Annotated in this window: 1 protein-coding gene; it reads left to right on the top strand. The window is 29.4% G+C overall.

The features are described 5' to 3' along the window. The coding region (locus BWGOE10_RS28775; RefSeq protein ID WP_236736047.1) for a hypothetical protein at positions 1-924 on the top strand (924 nt) is incomplete at its 5' end. Positions 925-1,004 lie beyond the last annotated feature (80 nt).

The raw sequence follows: 1,004 nt of genomic DNA, 5'->3' as shown, positions 1-1,004 counted from the left end.
TGTGTTAATACTAATGAAGATCAGGTTAAAAAATATATAAAAGAAAAACATGGAATCGATGTTGTTGTAACAGATTGGGGCGCTATGCATGAAGGGAATATGGGACATACATACCATACTGTTCAAGTAAAAAACAACAAAAATATTCAATTTAGAGTAGAGGTAGATGGTTTCTTATATTCAAAAATAAAAGGTGATGAATACCAATACGGTAAAAACACATATGAGGAATATAAGAAATTCAAACCAATTCTAGAAGAAATTAAAAAATTAGGTTACGAGGAATCTGAAAATGAAAATGTTCTTCAATATATTTTGGATGATGATAATACAGGAGGAAAACCCACTGATAAGTTGTTATTAACTTTAAAAACGAGTAACAAGATTGATTATAACCAATTTGAATTAGCAGAATTAGATCGTTTATATGCTCTATTTCAACTCATTCAGAAGAGTAATAGAAAGATAACAGAACTTGATATTAATGATCATAATGGAGAATCTATAGGTTTACCTTTCAATAATGTGCAAAAAGTTATAACGAAAGAAGAACTGCTACTAACAATGAAAAACACTTTAAGAAGTTATTGGACATATTTGATTCAAACTCAAACAAAAGTAGGTGAAAGGTTAAAAGAAATTCAAAACGACCGTTTTGTAATTGAAGGTATTACTTGTTCAAATCCGAAAGATGGGGAGTGTCCGAAGTATGATGTGACTTTAGTTTTTAATGACAGTACGATGCAATATAATAATCCCTATGTAGTTGAGGATCTGACAAAGGTGGTCACTATCCTTAAAGAAGAACTATATAATGAAAAATTTGACATATTTTTAACCAACAAGGATGGAACAAGATCTTCACTCTGGCTATCAGCAGAAACAATCAAAAAAAGTAATAACATCGAAGAACTTATAAAATAACAATCTCCTAAAGAATAAATCTAAAGCACTTTTTACGTTTGTTGTTTGGTGTGAAAGCATGATATAAGTTAGTAAAATAA

Source organism: Bacillus mycoides (assembly GCF_001757995.1).
In the GTDB taxonomy this organism is placed as follows: Bacteria; Bacillota; Bacilli; order Bacillales; family Bacillaceae_G; genus Bacillus_A; species Bacillus_A mycoides_B.
Note: the sequence above shows the minus strand (reverse complement) of the source record. Positions and strands in the feature narration are given on the sequence as shown.